Genomic DNA, 16,507 nt, shown 5'->3' on the forward strand with positions numbered 1-16,507 from the left:
TAACGCCTGACTCGATGATCAGCGCAGCCTAGGTTGATTCTCCCCGGTAGCGCAAGGCGCGCTTTCGACCCTGGCTTTGCCGAGCACCTGAATAACCGTGCGGATCAGCCAGCAGGCAAGAATGAACGGCGCGGTCAGCGTGGGCAGGCCGAAGGCGGCGAACACCGGTGTCAGCAACAGCGCCAGGCCGATGCCGACCAGCGGCAGCCAAGGTTGGCGACGCTGCGAACTGAAAGCGAGGGCAGCGAGTACCGCGTTGTAGCCGCCGAGGCCCAGCAGTGCGGTGTAGAAGTCGTGCTGCAGCAGGCTCCAGCCCATGCCCGCACCAGACGCCAACAACGCCCAGCAGAAGGCGCGGCGATCAGCGATGAGCAAGCCGGCGGCAATCATCGCACCGGCCAGCGGATGACCGAGGAACATCACCTGACCGATGCCTTTGAAAGGGGCGGCGAGCATGTTCAGGGTGCTGACCTCGATCAAATGCGCCTCTGTCGAGGGCGCGGCGAAGCACAGCAGCACCCAGCTCAGCACCACGAATGGCGTGGTGTAGGCGGGGAGGTATTGGCTGAACCGGACGCGCTTGAGCCACTGTTGGGTGAACATCGCGCTCAGGCCACCGGCGGCCAGAATCAGTGGCGGCATCATCGCCGACCAGGGGAAGTACAGGCTCAGCAACAGACCGAGCAGAACGCCGTTGTAGCTGAACAATCCGGCCTGACGGTCAGCCTTGGCGTAGTTGCGACGTTGCGCGGTGAGCAACCCGGCGACACCGCCGAGCAAGGCGCCGCCCAGCAAGGCGGGCGCAGTGAACAGGATTGCCAGGAGGCACAGCAGGCCGCACAGCGGATTACGCTGGAGAAAGATCTGGCTGAAGCCGTTGAGCAAGGCTTCGGCCCAGTCGGGGCAGTGGGTGTTGAAGTGGTTGGCAGGCATGGCAGGTCTGAGAGTCAGTGAAACCGAGTTGCCTGCATCGCGAGCAAGCTCGCTCCCACACTGAATCTTTGTTCAGTCTTGGTTCTGTAAACGACACAAAACCAATGTGGGAGCGAGCTTGCTCGCGATGAGGCCGGTATGGGCGCTAGATCAATGTCTCGATACGCAGAGAGTTAGTCGATCCCGGCTGCCCAAAGGGCACACCGGCGGTGATCAATAAGGTGTCGCCACGCTGCGCCATGCCTTGGGCCTGGGCGATCTCCAGTGCTGTGGAGCAGACTTCATCGACCTGGCGCAGGCGATCGTTGACCACCGAGTGCACACCCCAGGCCACGCTCAGGCGACGGGCGGTCTGCAGGTTCGGCGTCAGGTTGAGGATCGGCACGGTCGGCCGCTCCCGCGCCGCACGCAGGCTCGACGCACCGGATTCGCTGTAATTGACCAGCACCGCCACTGGCAGCACGTTGCTGATACGGCGAATGGCGCAGCTGATCGCGTCGGAAACGGTGGCCTCGGCTTTCGGTCGGCTGACGTCCAGTTGGGTCTGGTAGTCCGGACCGTTTTCCACCTGGCGGATGATCTTGCTCATCATCTGCACGGCTTCGAGCGGGTATTCGCCGGACGCGGTTTCCGCCGACAGCATCACCGCGTCCGCACCTTCGGCCACTGCGTTGGCTACGTCTGTGACTTCGGCGCGGGTGGGCGCCGGCGAGAAGCGCATCGACTCCAGCATCTGCGTGGCCACCACCACCGGTTTGCCGAGCTGACGGCAGGTGCTGATGATGTTCTTCTGGATCTGCGGCACGCTTTCGGCCGGCACTTCCACGCCCAGGTCACCCCGGGCGACCATGATCGCATCGCTCAATTCGGCGATCTCGCGCAGTTGTTCGACAGCCGAGGGCTTCTCGATCTTGGCCATCAGGAAGGCTTTGTCGCCGATCAGGCTGCGGGCTTCGCGGATGTCGTCGGGGCGTTGCACGAACGACAGCGCGACCCAGTCAACGCCCAGCTCCAGACCGAAGGTCAGGTCGCGGCGATCCTTGGCGGTCAGCGGGCTCAGGTCGAGCACCGCTTGCGGCACGTTCACGCCTTTGCGGTCCGACAGTTCGCCGCCATTGAGCACGGTGGTGTCGATGGCGTCGGCGTATTTGGTCACGACCCGCAGGCGCAACTTGCCGTCGTCCAGCAACAGGTCCATGCCCGGCTCGAGCGCGGCGATGATTTCCGGGTGGGGCAGGTTGACCCGGCGCTCATCGCCCGGCGTGGCGTCGAGGTCCAGGCGCAGGGCCTGGCCACGTACCAGCTGCACCTTGCCTTCGGCGAACTTGCCGACCCGCAGTTTCGGGCCTTGCAGGTCCATCAGGATGCCCAATGGATAATTCAGTTGGCGCTCGACTTCACGAATCCACTGGAAACGCTGGGCGTGGTCGGCGTGATCGCCATGGCTGAAGTTCAGGCGGAAGATGTTGACCCCGGCCAGCACCAGCTCACGGATGTCGTCGATGCCGTCGATGGCCGGGCCGAGCGTGGCGAGGATTTTGACCTTTTTGTCAGGCGTCATGTTTAGTGCTCTCAAGGATCAGAATGGCGCGGAAGTCGTTGACGTTGGTTCGGGTCGGCTCGGTGACGATCAGGGCGTCGAGTGCCTCGAAATAGCCGTAGCCATTGTTGTTGTCCAACTCGTCGCTGGCGCTCAGGCCCTTTGCGGCGGCGCGGGCGTAGCTGTCCGGGGTCATGATTGCGCCGGCGTTGTCTTCCGAGCCGTCGATGCCGTCGGTGTCACCGGCCAGTGCGTAGACGCCGGGCAGGCCTTTGAGGCTGTCGGTCAGGCTCAGCAGGAACTCGGCGTTGCGCCCGCCACGGCCATTGCCGCGCACGGTGACGGTGGTTTCACCGCCCGAGAGAATCACGCAGGGCGCCGCCAGCGGCTGACCGTGCAGGACGATCTGGCGCGCGATGCCGGCGTGGACCTTCGCCACCTCGCGGGATTCGCCTTCGAGGTCGCCGAGGATCAGCGGGCTGAACCCGGCCTGACGGCATTTCACCGCCGCAGCTTCAAGGGATTGCTGCGGACGGGCGATCAATTGGAAATGACTGCGTGCCAGGCTCGGGTCGCCGGGTTTGACGGTTTCCGACTCGGGGCTTTGCAGCCAGGTGCGCACCGAGGCCGGAACCTCGATGGCGTAGCGTTTGAGGATCGCCAGGGCTTCGGTTGAGGTGCTCGGGTCGGCCACGGTAGGGCCGGAGGCGATGACCGTGGCGAGGTCGCCCGGTACATCGGAAATCGCATAGGTGTAGACAGTGGCCGGCCAGCAGGCTTTGCCCAGGCGGCCGCCCTTGATCGCCGAGAGGTGCTTGCGCACGCAGTTCATCTCGCCGATGGTCGCGCCGGACTTGAGCAGGGCTTTGTTGATCGACTGCTTGTCCGCCAGGGTGATGCCTTCGGCCGGCAGCGCCAGCAGGGCAGAGCCGCCGCCGGAGAGCAGGAAGATCACGCGGTCGGATTCGTTGAGGTCGCTGACCAGCTCCAGCACACGCTTGGCCACGGCCAGACCTGCAGCGTCCGGTACTGGATGTGCAGCTTCGACCACTTCGATTTTTTCGCAAGGTGCGCCGTGACCGTAACGGGTCACCACCAGGCCTGACACTTCGCCCTGCCAGCAACGCTCGACCACCTGGGCCATGGCGGCCGCGGCTTTGCCGGCGCCGATGACGATCACGCGACCGCTGCGGTCGGCAGGCAGATGGGCTTCGAGGACTTGTTGCGGATGCGCCGCGTCGATGGCTGTGGCAAACAGCTCGCGCAGCAATTGTTGCGGATCGACCGACATGGCGGGCTCCCGGAATTCTTGTTATTGGGATAAGACGACAGCAGGTGTTGCGACTCGGTCCTGTGGGAGCTGGCTTGCCAGCGATTCAGGCGCCGCGGTCATTCAGGAAAACCGCATCGATGCCATCGCGGGTAAGCCCGCTCCCTCAGGGGGCGAGCCAGAGGCGCAGATTATTTTTTGTCGCGAATCGAGAAGTTCGCCATGTGTTCCAGGCCCTTGATCAGCGCCGAGTGGTCCCAGTTGCTGCCGCCGATGGCCGCGCAGGTGCTGAACACTTGCTGGGTGTTGGCGGTGTTCGGCAGGTTGATGTTCAGCTCCTTGGCGCCTTGCAGGGCCAGGTTCAGGTCCTTCTGGTGCAGGCTGATGCGGAAGCCCGGATCGAAGGTGCCCTTGATCATGCGCTCGCCGTGCACTTCGAGGATCTTCGAGGAGGCGAAACCGCCCATCAGTGCTTCACGCACCTTGGCTGGATCGGCACCGTTTTTCGAAGCGAACAGCAGGGCTTCGGCCACCGCCTGGATGTTCAGGGCCACGATGATCTGGTTGGCCACCTTGGCGGTTTGACCGTCGCCGTTGCCACCGACCAGGGTGATGTTCTTGCCCATGGCCTGGAACAGCGGCAGGGCGCGTTCGAAGGCGTCGGCATCGCCGCCGACCATGATGCTCAGGGTCGCCGCCTTGGCGCCGACTTCACCACCGGAGACCGGGGCGTCGAGGTATTGCGCGCCTTTTTCGTTGATCTTCGCGGCGAAAGCCTTGGTGGCGGTCGGCGAGATCGAGCTCATGTCGATCACTACTTTGCCTTTGCCCACGCCGGCAGCGATACCGTCGGCACGGAACAGCACGTCGTCGACCTGCGGGGTATCCGGCACCATGACGATGATGAACTCGGCTTCCTGGGCGACTTCTTTCGGGTTCGCCAGAGCAACGGCGCCAGCGGCGACCAGGTCGGCAGGGGCGGCGTCGTGGTGCGCCGACAGGAACAGGCTGTGACCGGCTTTCTGCAGGTTCAACGCCATTGGGTGGCCCATGATGCCGGTGCCGATAAATCCGATTTTAGCCATGAGAAAATCCTCTTGTTTTTGTGTGCCCCCCTGTAGGAGCTGCCGAAGGCTGCGATCTTTTGATCTTGATCTTGAAAGGCAAGATCAAAAGATCGCAGCCTGCGGCAGCTCCTACACAGGGTTGCCCGTGTCTTGTTAGATTGCGTTGTGGGTTTTGAGCCAGCCCAGGCCTGCTTCGGTGGTGGTCAGCGGCTTGTATTCGCAACCGACCCAGCCCTGGTAACCGATGCGGTCCAGGTGTTCGAACAGGAAGCGGTAGTTGATTTCACCGGTGCCTGGTTCGTTGCGCCCCGGGTTGTCCGCGAGCTGCACATGGTTGATCTCGCCCAGGTGCGATTGCAGGGTGCGGGCCAGGTCGCCTTCCATGATTTGCATGTGGTAGATGTCGTATTGCAGGAACAGGTTGGCGCTGCCGACCTGCTCGCGAATCGACAGGGCTTGCGCCGTGTTGTTCAGATAGAAACCTGGAATGTCACGGGTGTTGATCGCTTCCATCACCAGCTTGATCCCTGCCGCTTGCAGCTTGTCGGCCGCGTACTTGAGGTTGGCGACGAAGGTTTTCTCCACGGTGGCATCGTCAAAGCCCTGCGGCCGGATACCGGCCAGGCAGTTGACCTGGGTATTGCCCAGCACTTGCGCGTAGGCGATGGCCAGATCGACACCGGCACGGAACTCTTCAACCCGGTCCGGCAGGCACGCGATACCGCGCTCGCCCTTGGCCCAGTCGCCGGCCGGCAGGTTGAACAGCACTTGGGTCAGGCCGTTGGCGTCGAGCTTGGCCTTGATTTCGGCGGAGCTGAAGTCGTACGGGAACAGGTACTCGACACCACTGAAGCCGGCTTTGGCGGCCGCTTCGAAACGGGCAAGAAAGTCCTGTTCGGTGAACAGCATGGACAGGTTGGCTGCGAAACGCGGCATGGTGGTCTCCCGTATATGTATGAGGTCCCTTGTGGGAGCGGTCAGCAGTTAGTCCAGCAGCGAAATCGCAGTCGGTGCGTCGTCGCCGACCAGCGCCAGGTCTTCGAATTCGTTGACGGCGTTGATCTCGGTGCCCATGGAAATGTTGGTCACGCGCTCCAGGATGATCTCGACGATCACCGGAACCTTGAACTCTTCGATCAGTTCCTGAGCCTTGCGCAGGGCAGGCTGGATCTGAGCCGGTTCGAACACACGCAGAGCCTTGCAGCCCAGGCCTTCGGCCACCGCGACGTGGTCCACACCGTAGCCGTTGAGTTCCGGTGCGTTCAGGTTGTCGAAGGACAGCTGTACGCAGTAGTCCATGTCGAAACCGCGCTGTGCCTGGCGGATCAGGCCCAGGTACGAGTTGTTCACCACGACGTGGATGTACGGCAACTTGAACTGCGCGCCCACCGCCAATTCCTCGATCATGAACTGGAAGTCATAGTCCCCCGACAGGGCCACGACTTTACGGTTCGGATCAGCCTTGACCACACCCAGCGCTGCCGGAATGGTCCAGCCCAGAGGGCCTGCCTGACCGCAGTTGATCCAGTGACGCGGCTTGTAGACGTGCAGGAACTGCGCGCCGGCAATCTGCGACAGACCGATGGTGCTGACGTAGCAGGTGTCCTTGCCGAACACCTGGTTCATCTCTTCGTAAACGCGCTGCGGCTTGACCGGCACGTTGTCGAAGTGAGTCTTGCGCTGCAGGCTGGCTTTACGCTGCTGGCAGTCTTGCAGCCAGGCGCTGCGGTTCTTCAGCTTGCCGGCGGCTTGCCATTCGCGAGCGACTTCGATGAACACGGTCAGCGCGGCAGCGGCGTCGGACACGATGCCCAGGTCCGGGGTGAACACGCGGCCGATCTGCGTGCCTTCGATGTCGACGTGGATGAACTTGCGGCCTTCGGTGTAGACGTCGACCGAACCGGTGTGACGGTTGGCCCAACGGTTACCGATGCCCAGCACCACGTCAGACTTGAGCATGGTCGCGTTGCCGTAGCGGTGCGAGGTCTGCAAGCCAACCATGCCTACCATCAGCGGGTGATCGTCGGGAATGGTGCCCCAGCCCATCAAGGTCGGGACAACCGGAATACCGGTCAGCTCGGCGAACTCCACCAGCAGATCGCTGGCGTCGGCATTGATGATGCCGCCACCGGCCACCAGCAATGGACGCTCGGCCTGATCCAGCAAGGCCAGGGCCTTCTCGACCTGAACCCGGCTGGCGGTCGGCTTGGCCAGCGGCAGTGGCTGGTAAGCGTCGATGTCGAATTCGATTTCCGCCATCTGTACGTCGAACGGCAGGTCGATCAGCACCGGGCCTGGACGGCCGGAGCGCATTTCATAGAAGGCTTTCTGGAACGCGTAAGGCACCTGGCCCGGTTCCAGAACGGTGGTCGCCCACTTGGTGACTGGCTTGACGATGCTGGTGATGTCGACAGCCTGGAAGTCTTCCTTGTGCATACGGGCGCGGGGTGCTTGCCCTGTGATGCAGAGGATTGGAATCGAGTCGGCCGAGGCGCTGTAGAGCCCGGTGACCATGTCGGTGCCGGCAGGGCCGGAAGTGCCAATGCACACGCCGATGTTGCCGGCCTTGGTACGGGTGTAGCCCTCGGCCATGTGCGAGGCGCCTTCAACGTGGCGAGCGAGTACGTGATCGATGCCGCCGACCTTTTGCAGGGCGGAGTACAGCGGGTTGATGGCGGCACCCGGGATGCCAAAAGCGGTATCGACCCCTTCACGGCGCATCACCAGAACGGCGGCTTCGATTGCTCTCATTTTGCTCATGGTTTTGTGCCTCTTTACGTTTTGTAATTGTATACAAGTGGCTTTGCGCAGAGTGTATTCACGGCGGACGGCGCAGGTCAATCCATTTTCTCAAGCGCTTGTTTCATTCGTCGGAAGCCAGTTCTACTGTGGCTTTTCGTCGCATGTGGCGCCTTTCGAGAATTATTGTATACAAAAAAATAATTCATTGTGTTCTATTTGTGGCATCGGGCTGCGGCACAAAAGCGCAGCCCCACGACTTTCCCTATAACAAAATGAGGACGGCACCATGAGCGCTTTAACCTTGAAAGTCGCAGTCAACCTGGTCAACGAGGCCATCAACGCAGGGCGTGCAATCGCCGCGGCACCCTTGACCATCGCGGTACTGGATGCCGGCGGGCATCTGATCACCCTGCAACGCGAAGACGGCGCGAGCCTGCTGCGCCCGCACGTCGCCATCGGCAAGGCCTGGGGCGCCATTGCGCTGGGCAAGGGCTCACGCCTGCTGGCGCTGGACGCCCAGCAACGCCCGGCGTTTATCGCCGCGTTGAACAGCCTGGGGCAGGGCAGTGTCGTGCCGGCACCGGGTGGTGTGCTGGTGCGGGATCAGGACGGGAATGTGCTGGGGGCGGTGGGGATCAGCGGCGATCTTTCGGATGTTGACGAGCAGTGCGCGATCAATGCCATCGAGGCGTTGGGGTTGGTGGCGGATGCGGGGGTGGCTGCTTGATCTTCGCTGACTGATCTACCGCTTTCGCGAGCAAGCCCGCTCCCACACTGGATCTACGGTGTTGCAAATCCCCTGTGGGAGCGGGCTTGCTCGCGAAAGCGATCTCCCAGACACATCCAGCTAAAGCTCTACCCCATTGGTCCGTGGCCCTGAACTAGCCTTTTCATGACTTCAACATGAGAGAGGGCAAGGAATGCCTGAGCTGTCAGCATCACACCGCCTGCGCATCGGCCGCTACGCCGAGCAAAATCGCATCTATCTACTGACTGCCAATACCTTGAAACGAGAACCTGTTTTCAGGGATTACACCCTTGGCAGACTGGTTGTTCACCAATTCAGGCAAGCACAGGATGACGGCTTTGCCGACACACTGGCCTGGGTGGTCATGCCGGATCATTTTCATTGGCTGATTCAGTTGCAAAAGGGGACGTTGGCGCAATTGATGTGTCAGGCGAAATCCCTGAGCACTCGTGCGGTCAATTCGGCGCTCAGTAGAACAGGCAGCCTTTGGCAGCAAGGCTTTCATGATCATGCACTGCGGAAAGAGGAAGACCTGGTAAAGCTGGCTCGATATGTCGTAGCTAACCCATTGCGGGCAGGACTGGTCGGGAAGCTGGGTGACTATCCATTGTGGGATGCGATCTGGGTTTGATCTAAAACCGGGTTGCCGCCATTCGCGAGCAAGCCCGCTCCCACATTGGATCCATGGTGTTGCAAATTCCCTGTGGGAGTGGGCTTGCTCGCGAATAGCCTTGATGCGGTCTACCGCTCCGGCTCACACCCCTTGAGCACCAACCGGATAATCGTCTGCGCCGCCGCTTCGTAATCTTCTTCATCCAGCTTCGCCTTGCCGGTGATGGCGGTGATCTGCCAGTCGAAGTCGGCGTAGGTCTGGGTGGCGGCCCAGATGCTGAACATCAGGTGGTTGGGGTCGATGGGGGCGATTTGTCCGCGGTCGATCCAGGTCTGGATGCACTCGATGTTGTGTTTGGCCTGGCCATTGAGCTGTTCGACCAGGTCGGTGCTCAGGTGGGGTGCGCCGTGCATGATTTCGCTGGCGAACACCTTGGAGGCGAAAGGCAGGTCGCGGGAGATGCGGATTTTCGAGCGAATGTAGCCGCTGAGCACTTCACCGGGTTCGCCGTCCGGATTGAACGGCGTCGAAGCCTGCAGGATCGGCTCGATGATGCTTTCCAGGACCTCGCGGTAGAGGTTTTCCTTGGATTTGAAGTAGTAGTAGACGTTGGGCTTGGGCAATCCCGCCTTGGCTGCGATGTCGCTGGTTTTGGTCGCAGCGAAGCCTTTGTCGGCGAATTCCTCACTGGCGGCACGCAGGATCAGTTGTTTGTTGCGCTCGCGGATAGTGCTCATAAACCCGGTGATTCCTTGCCTGTTCTGGCGGTTGCGCATGGTATCACCGGCCTCGCGCGGCGCTCAAGAATGCACCGCAGCCCGTGATGCCGCGCTATGCTGCTGCGCATTCATTGCAGAAGGAAACAAGATTCATGGCAGGAAGCAGTTTGCTGGTACTGATCGACGACATCGCGGCCGTGCTGGATGACGTCTCATTGATGACCCAAATGGCCGCCAAGAAAACGGCCGGCGTACTCGGTGACGACCTGGCACTCAATGCCCAGCAAGTCAGCGGCGTGCGGGCCGAGCGGGAAATCCCGGTGGTCTGGGCGGTCGCCAAGGGGTCGTTCATCAATAAATTGATCCTGGTGCCGTCGGCGTTGGCGATCAGTGCGTTCATTCCGTGGCTGGTCACGCCGTTGTTGATGGTCGGCGGCGCTTATCTGTGCTTCGAAGGCTTTGAAAAACTTGCCCACAAGTTCCTGCACAGCAAGGCTGAAGACGCCGTCGCGCATGCGCAGCTGGTCGAGGCGGTGGCCGATCCTGCCACTGACCTGGTGGCGTTCGAGAAGGACAAGATCAAAGGCGCGATCCGCACCGACTTCATTCTTTCGGCGGAAATCATCGCCATTACCTTGGGCACCGTGGCCGGTGCGCCATTGACTCAGCAAATCATCGTGCTTTCAGGCATTGCCATTGTCATGACGGTCGGTGTGTACGGACTGGTGGCGGGTATCGTCAAGCTCGACGACCTTGGCCTGTGGTTGACCCAAAAACCCGGGCAGATGGCGAAAAGCATCGGCGGCGGGATTCTGCGTGCGGCACCGTACATGATGAAGAGCCTGTCGGTGATCGGCACCGCGGCGATGTTCCTGGTCGGCGGCGGGATTCTCACGCACGGTGTGCCGGTGGTGCATCACTGGATCGAAAGTGTTGGCGCAGCGGCAGGCAGTGGCGGATTTATCGTGCCGGTGTTGCTCAATGGCGTGGCGGGGATTGTGGCGGGGGCGGTGGTGTTGGCTGGGGTTATGGCTGTCGGCAAGATCTGGAAAGCCCTGAAAGGCTGAAGACAACGCTAAACAAATGTGGGAGCGGGCTTGCTCGCGAATAGGGTGTGTCAGTCACCAAAAAGGTTGTCTGACACACCCTATTCGCGAGCAAGCCCGCTCCCACAGTGTTTTTCGGCTGCCGAAATTACTCGGCAATCTGCAACTTGCGCGCTTCGGTATACACGTAACGCACTTTCTCGTACTCGAATGGCGAGTTCAGCTGGCCATAACGGAAGGTGGTCTGGTTGCGCTTGTCGATGCCGCGCAGGACCCAGACTTCCGGGTGGTTGGAGCTGACCTCGGCCACGTTGAGGAAGTTGATCGCATTCTCGGCCGTGTAATCCACTACCAGGCCGCCGGTATCACGCAGGTTCGACGGACCGAGGATCGGCAGGACGAAGTAAGCGCCGCCCGGCACGCCGTAGAAGCCCAGGGTCTGGCCGAAGTCCTCGCTCTGGCGCGGCAGGCCCATGGCGGTAGCCGGGTCCCACAGGCCGGCGATGCCGAGGGTGGTGTTGAGCAGCAGTCGCCCGGTGGTTTCCAGTGAGCGCTGGCCCTTGAGTTGCAGCAGGCTGTTCAACAGGTTCGGCACATCGCCGAGGTTGTTGAAGAAGTTGCTGACGCCGGTGCGCAGGAAGCTCGGGGTGACGTAGCGGTAACCATTGACCACTGGCAGGAATACCCATTGGTCGAAGCGGTAGTTGAAGTGGTAGACGCGCCGGTTCCACTCTTCCAGCGGATCGTAGACGGCCAGTGCGCTGAGCGTCGAACGCTCGAATTCGCGCTGGTCCAGCCCCGGGTTGAACTTGAGTTTGCTCAACGGTTCCTTGAAGCCGTCACTGTCGACGACCACGGGAGCGTTGGCCTTGCTGTTGTCGGCTTGCGCGACGCCTGCACAGAGTAACGCTGCGAAAAGCAGGAGGTATTTAGCCACGGAAGAACTCCAGCATGGCGTCGCTGTTGACGCGGTAGTTAATGTTGCCGCAGTGGCCCCCGTGCGGGTAAACGGTCAGGCGATCACCGAAGGTCTTGCGCAGGAAGCCCAGGTCTCCAGGACCGAGGATCACGTCGTCGGCGTTGTGCATGACGGCGATTTTCGGGCTTTCGTGCAGATAGTCCTTCAGCGCGTACAGGCTCACTTGATCAATCAATTGCAGCAGGCTGCCGCCGTCAGTTCGGGCGCGCCACATCGGGATCACTTGTTCGGTGATGTAGCAGTCGAAGTCGCATTGCAGCGCACGCTTGAGGAATGGCGTGAGGCTGGTGCCTTCGGTGATCGGGAACTTGGGCGGGGTGATCAGGCCGCGACGGTTGATCAGGTCCGAGGTAAAGGCAATGTCGGCCGCCGAGAAGCGGAACGAGGTGCCGATCAACATGGCCATCTGTTCGTTGGTCAGGTGCTGCTTGGACTGCTGGAAGTCGTAGAGCAGGGCATCGTTGAGGTCGATGTAGCCCTTCTGCTGGAAGTAGCGGGTCAGTTTGTTCAGAACCAGTTCATAGAACGTGGTGCTGTTGTTGATGCCCTTGACCTCGGTCTGGACCAGCTTGTCGAGGTTGGTGATCGAGGTGTAGAGGTTGACTGGCGGGTTGAGCAGCAGGACTTTCTTGAAGTTGAAGCTGCGGCGGGTTTCGTCCAGGTGCGCGACGAAAGCGGCATCCAGTGCCCCCAGGCTATACCCGGTCAGGTAGTAATCGGTGACGGGCACTTTCGGGTTCTGTGCCCGCACGGCCTGCATCACCCGGTACAGATCTTCGGCGTCTTCCTTGGAAACGCCCGGTGTGGCGAAGCGCGAGGCGGCACTGATGAAGTCATAGCTGGTGGGCGATGACAACTGCACCACGTGGTAGCCGGCTTTGTAATAGAGCTTCTTCAGGTATTCGTTCAGGCTGCTGTCATAGCGCGCACCGGTGCCGGCGATCAGGAAAATCAGCGGCGCGGCGTGATCCTGCGTGGCAATGCGGTAGTCGAGTTTCTTGACTGCCCAGAAATTGTCCGGTAATTCGAACGCCCGTTCCGGACGCAAGGTGACGCTGCGCACGGTCTGATCGATGTCATCGTCCAGGGGGAGTTCCGGACGCAGGTCCGGCGGCGTGGTCGCAATGGTCGCCTCGAACGGGTTGGTCAGGGGGTAGCCATAACTGGCGGCGTCAACGTCGACCGCCAGTGCGGACGCACTCAATATAAGGCCGCCAAACAGGGCGGCGAAGCGCAAGGAGCGGAGCATGACTAAATCCCTTAGAAGAAGGTGTCAAATGAAATTCGCAGGCTATGACCACCGGATACGCGCCAAAGTGCCAAGCCTCGGCACCAAACAGGCCTGATTTCGAAGTTATAGTAGCTGGACGATACACTTTGCAGCGATTGAATGCCCAGTTAACAGTTGTTATAGCTTGCGAAAGGTTCAAGGGCGATTAAGCTGGCCGCCGTTTTTCGCCAATTGGAGTGTTTCATGTCTCGCCGCCTGCCCGTGATCCTGTTGCTTGTTTTGCTGCCTGTGTGGCTGGCCGCCAGTTATGGCGCGCGTTATGGCTTCATGGAGGATGCGCAATGGGTCGGCATTTGCGTGGATGAGGCAAGCCGTTGGGAATGCCAGGTGCGTTCGAACCTGGGCCTGATGATTCACTTCGGGGTTCTGGGCTGGGCTGCGCTGGGCACGGCGATCATCGGCTTTATCGTGCCGGGGCGGGCAGGCTGGTGGCTGGCGGTGCTGGCGCTGGTGTTCGGCTTCCCGGCGCTGGCGTTGTACAACACCACGCTGGCGGTGTTTGCGGTGGTGATTGCGGGGTTGCGGTTGGTCAGGGCTTCCCGCAGCGCCTGATAGTCCGCTATCGCGAGCAAGCTCGCTCCCACAGTGGATCTTCAGTGAACACAAAGTCCGTGTGCGATAAAGATCAATTGTGGGAGCGAGCTTGCTCGCGATGAGGCCAGTCGGGTCAATGCGAAATCAAGCTGTGCGAACCCGCAAGCAACGCCACAACGCAACAACCATCAACACACTCACCAGCGCCCAGCCCCAGGCCTGCTGGTTCAGTAAACCTTCGCGAAACAGTTGCGGTGCGATGCCGGCGCCAATGATGAAAGTCAGTAGGGCGATTTCCCGGCGCGGCGCGCTCACCGGGCGGCACAGGTAGACCAGCGCCGGTACGATGAACGCCACGCTGGGGAAGCTGCGATAACGCGGGTCAAATACCAGTTCCAGCATCATCACGGCCGCCGCGAAACCTGCCGTTGCAACCAGCCAGCCAGCACGGCGCTCCAGTAAATCGAAAGCCCGCCCGCGCCACCCGTCACGCGGACTCAGCGTCAGTGCTGCATGGGCCAGCACCAGCAGATTCAGTACGGTCAGCAACCCGACCCACAGCCATTCACTGGTGAAGCGAGTGGTGACACGTGCCAGGTCGCCCCAGGCGCCAATCGAGCAAGCGGCCAATGCGCCGAGCAGTGGTAGCACCAGCGCCGCGCGCGTCGTGCGAACCCGGCCGCCAAGCAGCAGGGTGCCGATAAAGATCAGGCCGCCCACCGCCAGCCATTGCGACCAGTACGGGACGTTTGTCACTGGCCCGGCCAGCACACCCTTGTCCTGGCGATCGGCATCGAACAGTCCCCAGTAGCCGCCGACCGCGCCTTCACTGGCGCGTTTCCATGGCTGGTCGAAGGCTTCGATCAGGTTGTAATGCCAGCCTTGCTGCTCGGCCATGGCGACAAAACCACGAATGAATTTGGCTTCATTGACCCGGCTCGGCAGGGCGGTTTCGCGCTGGCGGCCTTCGCTGGGCCAGCCGGTTTCGCCGATCAGTATGTCCTTGGGCGCGAATTTGTTGCCGAACACCTGACGCACTTCCGCCACATGTTGCAGGGCGGCGTCGATGTTCGATGGATCGTCCTCCCAGTACGGCAGCAAATGGATGGTCAGAAAGTCCACGGCAGGGGCAATTTCAGGGTGCTTGAGCCAGAACTCCCAGACGTCGGCATAGGTGACGGGCTGTTTGACCTGGCTCTTGACCTTGTTGATCAGCCTCGCCAATTGCGCACCGGTGACTTCCTTGCGCAGCAGGGTTTCGTTGCCTACGATCACTGCGCTGACCACATCCGGGTTGGCGTTGGCCGAAGCGATCAGCAGGTCGACTTCTTTTTCAGTGTCCACCGGGTTGCTGTTGACCCAGGCGCCGATCATCAACTTCAAACCGTGCTTGCGTGCAAGGTCCGGCAGGGCTTCAAGGCCGGTCATGGAATAGGTGCGGATGCATTCGAAGCTTTTTGACAGCAGTGCGAGGTCGGCATCCATACGTTCGGGGCGCAAGTTGAATGGCACGTCGAACGGCGATTGGTCCTTGTCGAACGGCGTATAGGACGCGCATTGCAGCTTGTGCGTGGCGCTGGCCGCGTCCGGCAGGATCACCGGTTTGCCAAGGCCGTACCAGAAGCCGCCAAGGGCAAACAGCCCGAGCAGGCAAGCGAATAGATAAGCAGCAAAAGGAAAGCGGGATGTCGCGGACATGGTCAGGCCGTGTGGGAGCAAAGCGGCGCATGTTACCTGCATTTACCGCGCGCTTGGTGGCCTGCATGATTTTGACATGCAAAGTTCGGGCGGTTTGGCAGGTGCGTTTGTCGTGGTCAGGATTAATGGCTTTCTGATGTCGTTTCTCGATGCCTTGAGGTCGCTGGCAGAGCAGGTCGCGATGAGCGTCAGGTTGATTATCGAGGCGTCAGTACTCCGCTGATGTCGGGACGAGTTTGCTGTGAGGCGTGATGGGGGCGCTGTGCACCATAACAATACGTTTAAGCGACTCGGCATCCGTCGAGCGCAGCACTTTCGGGGAAGTAACGATGAAGATGCGACGACTCTTGGGCGCAGGTGCCGCTTTGGTGCTGGCGATCAGCTCTACCGTGGCCAGTGCCGCCGGGAAGGAAGTGACCATCGGTTACGTCGATGGCTGGTCGGACAGCGTTGCCACGACCAACGTGGCGGCCGAAGTGATCAGGCAGAAACTCGGTTATGACGTGAAGCTGCAAGCCGTTGCCACCGGGATCATGTGGCAGGGCGTGGCGACCGGTAAGCTCGACGCCATGCTGTCGGCCTGGCTGCCGGTGACTCACGGCGAATACTGGACGAAGAACAAGGATCAGGTCGTCGATTACGGCCCGAACTTCAAGGATGCAAAAATCGGATTGATCGTGCCGGAGTACGTCAAAGCCAAGTCGATCGAGGACCTGAAAACCGACGACACCTTCAAGAATCGCATCGTCGGCATCGACGCCGGTTCAGGCGTGATGCTCAAGACCGACCAGGCCATCAAGGACTACGACCTGACCGGTTATCAACTCAAGGCCAGTTCCGGCGCCGGCATGATTGCCGAGCTGACCCGTGCCGAGAAGAAAAACGAATCCATCGCCGTCACCGGCTGGGTACCGCACTGGATGTTCGCCAAGTGGAAACTGCGCTTCCTCGAAGATCCGAAAGGCGTGTATGGCGCGGCAGAAACCGTGAACAACATCGGCAGCAAAGGGCTTGAGGCCAAGGCACCGGAAGTGGCCAAGTTCCTGAAGAACTTCCAGTGGGAGTCCAAGGATGAAATCGGCCAGGTGATGCTGGCGATTCAGGACGGTGCCAAACCTGAAGCCGCAGCGAAGGACTGGGTCGCCAAACATCCTGAGCGCGTGGCTGACTGGACCAAGTAACAGGCACCTCGCTTTAAATTGTGGGAGATTCTATGGTTGAGGGGAAGCCCTCAACCGGCTTTGGGTTGATATTCGCTCTGTCCTTTCAGCAGGGCGAATACGACCCGAGCAAGCTTGCGAGCCAGTATCACCAGCGCCTGAGTGGT

Annotated in this window: 15 protein-coding genes and 1 pseudogene; 5 read left to right on the forward strand and 11 right to left on the reverse strand. The window is 60.9% G+C overall.

The window, feature by feature from the left end:
• Positions 1–18: 18 nt before the first annotated feature.
• The 6 genes from C9422_RS08910 to gcl all read right to left on the reverse strand — a co-directional run bounded on the left by C9422_RS08910 (position 19) and on the right by gcl (position 7,570).
• Positions 19–933 carry an urea transporter gene (locus C9422_RS08910; protein ID WP_116580377.1) on the reverse strand — a complete coding sequence of 305 codons (915 nt, stop codon included), beginning with the start codon at positions 931–933 and terminating at the stop codon, positions 19–21.
• A 145-nt stretch (positions 934–1,078) separates the two neighbouring features.
• Positions 1,079–2,494 carry a pyruvate kinase gene (gene pyk / locus C9422_RS08915; protein WP_007971417.1) on the reverse strand — a complete coding sequence of 472 codons (1,416 nt, stop codon included), beginning with the start codon at positions 2,492–2,494 and terminating at the stop codon, positions 1,079–1,081.
• A complete protein-coding gene (locus C9422_RS08920) occupies positions 2,484–3,764 on the reverse strand; it encodes a glycerate kinase (RefSeq protein WP_116580378.1) in 1,281 nt (426 codons plus the stop codon). The genes pyk and C9422_RS08920 overlap by 11 nt, the downstream gene beginning before the upstream one ends.
• 170 nt (positions 3,765–3,934) lie before the next feature.
• Entirely contained in the window at positions 3,935–4,828 is an 894-nt protein-coding gene (locus C9422_RS08925) for a 2-hydroxy-3-oxopropionate reductase (RefSeq protein ID WP_095963879.1), read from the reverse strand.
• A 135-nt stretch (positions 4,829–4,963) separates the two neighbouring features.
• Complete coding sequence (gene hyi / locus C9422_RS08935; RefSeq protein ID WP_007971414.1) at positions 4,964–5,746, reverse strand: hydroxypyruvate isomerase; 783 nt, start codon at positions 5,744–5,746, stop codon at positions 4,964–4,966.
• Between the two features lie 48 nt (positions 5,747–5,794).
• Positions 5,795–7,570, reverse strand: a complete 1,776-nt coding sequence (gcl, locus tag C9422_RS08940; protein WP_007971413.1) for a glyoxylate carboligase — start codon at positions 7,568–7,570, stop codon at positions 5,795–5,797.
• A gap of 268 nt (positions 7,571–7,838) precedes the next feature.
• Between gcl and C9422_RS08945 the strand changes: the two genes are divergently transcribed.
• Complete coding sequence (locus C9422_RS08945; RefSeq protein ID WP_007971412.1) at positions 7,839–8,279, forward strand: heme-binding protein; 441 nt, start codon at positions 7,839–7,841, stop codon at positions 8,277–8,279.
• A 193-nt stretch (positions 8,280–8,472) separates the two neighbouring features.
• The gene (locus C9422_RS08950; RefSeq protein WP_116580379.1) at positions 8,473–8,931 is read left to right on the forward strand and encodes a transposase; all 459 of its coding nucleotides are present in this window, start codon (positions 8,473–8,475) and stop codon (positions 8,929–8,931) included.
• A 110-nt stretch (positions 8,932–9,041) separates the two neighbouring features.
• Here C9422_RS08950 and C9422_RS08955 read toward each other — a convergent pair whose 3' ends face one another.
• Positions 9,042–9,650, reverse strand: a complete 609-nt coding sequence (locus C9422_RS08955) for a TetR/AcrR family transcriptional regulator (protein ID WP_007971410.1) — start codon at positions 9,648–9,650, stop codon at positions 9,042–9,044.
• Between the two features lie 134 nt (positions 9,651–9,784).
• On the opposite strand from C9422_RS08955, the gene C9422_RS08960 reads away from it, so the two are divergent.
• Complete coding sequence (locus tag C9422_RS08960; RefSeq protein WP_116580380.1) at positions 9,785–10,699, forward strand: DUF808 domain-containing protein; 915 nt, start codon at positions 9,785–9,787, stop codon at positions 10,697–10,699.
• Positions 10,700–10,826: 127 nt separating this feature from the next.
• Here the strand turns inward: C9422_RS08960 and C9422_RS08965 are convergent, their stop codons facing one another.
• A complete protein-coding gene (locus tag C9422_RS08965; protein ID WP_116580381.1) occupies positions 10,827–11,615 on the reverse strand; it encodes a VacJ family lipoprotein in 789 nt (262 codons plus the stop codon).
• Positions 11,608–12,906 (reverse strand): serine protein kinase PrkA, encoded by a 1,299-nt coding sequence (locus C9422_RS08970; RefSeq protein WP_007971404.1) that lies wholly within the window; start codon positions 12,904–12,906, stop codon positions 11,608–11,610. Before C9422_RS08970 ends, C9422_RS08965 begins: the two co-directional genes overlap by 8 nt.
• Before the next feature lie 225 nt (positions 12,907–13,131).
• On the opposite strand from C9422_RS08970, the gene C9422_RS08975 reads away from it, so the two are divergent.
• Positions 13,132–13,500 (forward strand): hypothetical protein, encoded by a 369-nt coding sequence (locus tag C9422_RS08975; RefSeq protein WP_116580382.1) that lies wholly within the window; start codon positions 13,132–13,134, stop codon positions 13,498–13,500.
• A 126-nt stretch (positions 13,501–13,626) separates the two neighbouring features.
• On the opposite strand, the gene C9422_RS08980 is transcribed toward C9422_RS08975, so the two are convergent.
• Positions 13,627–15,222 (reverse strand): glycosyl hydrolase family 17 protein, encoded by a 1,596-nt coding sequence (locus tag C9422_RS08980; RefSeq protein ID WP_116580383.1) that lies wholly within the window; start codon positions 15,220–15,222, stop codon positions 13,627–13,629.
• 287 nt (positions 15,223–15,509) lie between these two features.
• Here C9422_RS08980 and C9422_RS08990 point away from each other — a divergent pair, with 287 nt between their 5' ends.
• Positions 15,510–16,361, forward strand: coding sequence for a glycine betaine ABC transporter substrate-binding protein (locus tag C9422_RS08990; protein WP_033047503.1), 852 nt, complete (start codon positions 15,510–15,512; stop codon positions 16,359–16,361).
• 50 nt (positions 16,362–16,411) lie between these two features.
• On the opposite strand, the pseudogene C9422_RS32500 reads toward C9422_RS08990, so the two are convergent.
• A pseudogene (locus tag C9422_RS32500) lies at positions 16,412–16,507 on the reverse strand (IS110 family transposase); the annotation flags it as partial.

Origin of the sequence: Pseudomonas sp. B1(2018) (assembly GCF_003097365.1) — a bacterium.
Classification (GTDB): Bacteria; Pseudomonadota; Gammaproteobacteria; order Pseudomonadales; family Pseudomonadaceae; genus Aquipseudomonas; species Aquipseudomonas laurylsulfatiphila.

Excerpts from the sequence above, each read along its gene's own strand:
- C9422_RS08920 (WP_116580378.1), bottom strand. The coding sequence starts at position 3,764 with ATGTCGGTCGATCCGCAACAATTGCTGCGCGAGCTGTTTGCCACAGCC.
- C9422_RS08970 (WP_007971404.1), bottom strand. The coding sequence starts at position 12,906 with ATGCTCCGCTCCTTGCGCTTCGCCGCCCTGTTTGGCGGCCTTATATTG.
- gcl (WP_007971413.1), bottom strand. The coding sequence starts at position 7,570 with ATGAGCAAAATGAGAGCAATCGAAGCCGCCGTTCTGGTGATGCGCCGT.
- C9422_RS08975 (WP_116580382.1), top strand. The coding sequence starts at position 13,132 with ATGTCTCGCCGCCTGCCCGTGATCCTGTTGCTTGTTTTGCTGCCTGTG.
- C9422_RS08955 (WP_007971410.1), bottom strand. The coding sequence starts at position 9,650 with ATGAGCACTATCCGCGAGCGCAACAAACAACTGATCCTGCGTGCCGCC.
- C9422_RS08950 (WP_116580379.1), top strand. The coding sequence starts at position 8,473 with ATGCCTGAGCTGTCAGCATCACACCGCCTGCGCATCGGCCGCTACGCC.
- hyi (WP_007971414.1), bottom strand. The coding sequence starts at position 5,746 with ATGCCGCGTTTCGCAGCCAACCTGTCCATGCTGTTCACCGAACAGGAC.
- pyk (WP_007971417.1), bottom strand. The coding sequence starts at position 2,494 with ATGACGCCTGACAAAAAGGTCAAAATCCTCGCCACGCTCGGCCCGGCC.
- C9422_RS08980 (WP_116580383.1), bottom strand. The coding sequence starts at position 15,222 with ATGCAGGTAACATGCGCCGCTTTGCTCCCACACGGCCTGACCATGTCC.
- C9422_RS08945 (WP_007971412.1), top strand. The coding sequence starts at position 7,839 with ATGAGCGCTTTAACCTTGAAAGTCGCAGTCAACCTGGTCAACGAGGCC.
- C9422_RS08910 (WP_116580377.1), bottom strand. The coding sequence starts at position 933 with ATGCCTGCCAACCACTTCAACACCCACTGCCCCGACTGGGCCGAAGCC.
- C9422_RS08960 (WP_116580380.1), top strand. The coding sequence starts at position 9,785 with ATGGCAGGAAGCAGTTTGCTGGTACTGATCGACGACATCGCGGCCGTG.
- C9422_RS08990 (WP_033047503.1), top strand. The coding sequence starts at position 15,510 with ATGAAGATGCGACGACTCTTGGGCGCAGGTGCCGCTTTGGTGCTGGCG.
- C9422_RS08925 (WP_095963879.1), bottom strand. The coding sequence starts at position 4,828 with ATGGCTAAAATCGGATTTATCGGCACCGGCATCATGGGCCACCCAATG.